The organism is Coleofasciculus sp. (genome assembly GCF_046565525.1).
Classification (GTDB): Bacteria; Cyanobacteriota; Cyanobacteriia; order Cyanobacteriales; family Coleofasciculaceae; genus Coleofasciculus.
In genome coordinates this window covers 1-1,697 of sequence record NZ_JBKHUP010000243.1, presented here as the reverse complement: position 1 = coordinate 1,697, position 1,697 = coordinate 1, and the positions used below count along the sequence as shown (strand labels likewise).

Annotated in this window: 1 protein-coding gene; it reads right to left on the bottom strand. The window is 43.8% G+C overall.

Going from position 1 to position 1,697, the window contains the following annotated elements:
* A partial coding sequence (locus ACLGGO_RS35495) for a CARDB domain-containing protein (RefSeq protein ID WP_446422839.1) occupies positions 1–1,697 on the bottom strand: 1,697 nt, incomplete at both ends.

The following is a 1,697-nucleotide window of genomic DNA, read 5'->3' as shown; positions in this document are numbered from 1 at the left end:
TCTACGTCGTAACTGTTATTTCCATCGGCATCTAGGGGAGTCTCGAAGTTGGCAGGGTTGTTAAAGCTTAATTCTCCTGTGTTGGCATCAAGGGTAAAGAGACTACTATCGGTTCCTCCGGTAATCGAGAACGTAGGAATATCGCCATCAGGATCAGTTGCAGTAATGGTGGTAACTAGAGTCGTGTTTTCATCTAGGTTAGCGGTAGAACTAGAGGTAATTGTGGGAGATTCGTTAATGTCATTAATAGTGAGGATTTGACTAACTCCATTATTGTCAGTTTCGTTATTTAATTCAAAGACTTGATTCCCGGCATCAGTTTGGACAATGAAAAAGTAATCACTATCAATTCCTTGGGGTAGCGTAACGGTAAGACTGTTACGATAACTCTCGCCTACATTCAGGAAGCTGGGATTCGTTGTTCTTCCCAAGAACGTGTCATTGTTATCTAAGGTTTGGTCTAGAGATAACCAGACTTGATCTGTCCAAGTTGGTGTACTGGTAGCCGCTGTGCCGTTATTAGTAACAATCCACTCTATAACGGTTTCCTGACTAGAGAAGGCTGTTGTCGGCGTCGTAACACTGGTTACTTGGAGGTTAGGAGTAGGGGACAATTCTAGGCTAATTGCCTGGTCAGCGATCGCGCTGTTATTATTGTCCTCGGTAAATTCAAAAATTTGGTTATTTGTATCTGTGTTAACGACGAAATAGTGATCGCCTGCTAAATCGATTGGCGCAGTTACTACCTGGGTGCGAGTTGTCGATTCTCCGGGTGCAAGAGTCCCGGTAAAAGTAAAGGAATCCAGGAATTGATCGTTACCAACTGTGAGATTATCAGACAGGAAAACTTGGTCAATCCAAGTGCCACTAGCTGTGCCATCCCCTTGATTCGTCAATGTCCAAGAAACCTCTATTCCTTGTCCTGACACAGCGGTAGTCGGAGCGCTAATATTACTGACAATTAAGTCGGGTGTCTGCGGAATCGTCAGTTCAATTTGGGTTGAGTTAACATTATTGGTTTCATTCGTCTCGAACTGTTGCTCAAGGTTATCCGTCTGAGCTAAAAGGAAGTAAGTCCCCGCCTGAATGGAGTTATTTAAGGGTAAAGTAACGGATACCGACTGATTGTAGGTTTGACCTGAAGCGAGAGTCGTCGGAGCAAATTCGGTCAGTAAGATAGTATCATTTGTACTGATGGTATTATCACTAGAAAGAAAGACGCGATCGCGCCATGTTCTGGTAGTCGTTCCTATTCCTGAGTTGGCAACTTGCCAATCAATAGTGATGGTATCACCAAAGTTGGCTGTTACTGGTGCGGTTACGGAGTTGACTACCAAGTCAGCAGGCGGACTAATCTGAATCGGAATTGCCGTAATATTATCCGTTTCATCGGCTTCTTGTTGTTGCTCACTGCCATCAGCCTTAAACAGGAAGAAATAATCCCCTGTAGCAATTTCTGGGATAGTCGCATTGTGGTTAATGGTATAGTCATTTCCCGCTGCCAACGGTGTAAACGAACTTGTATATTCGCTCAGTAATAAAGTATCCGAACTATCAAGGGTTGTATCTTGGGAAATATAAACCCTATCGAACCAATCTGCTCCTGCCGTTGCCGTGGTACTACTATTAAATACTGTCCAAGACAGAGTAACCGTTTCATCTGCTGCTACCGATGTTACTGGATTCCCATTAGCATC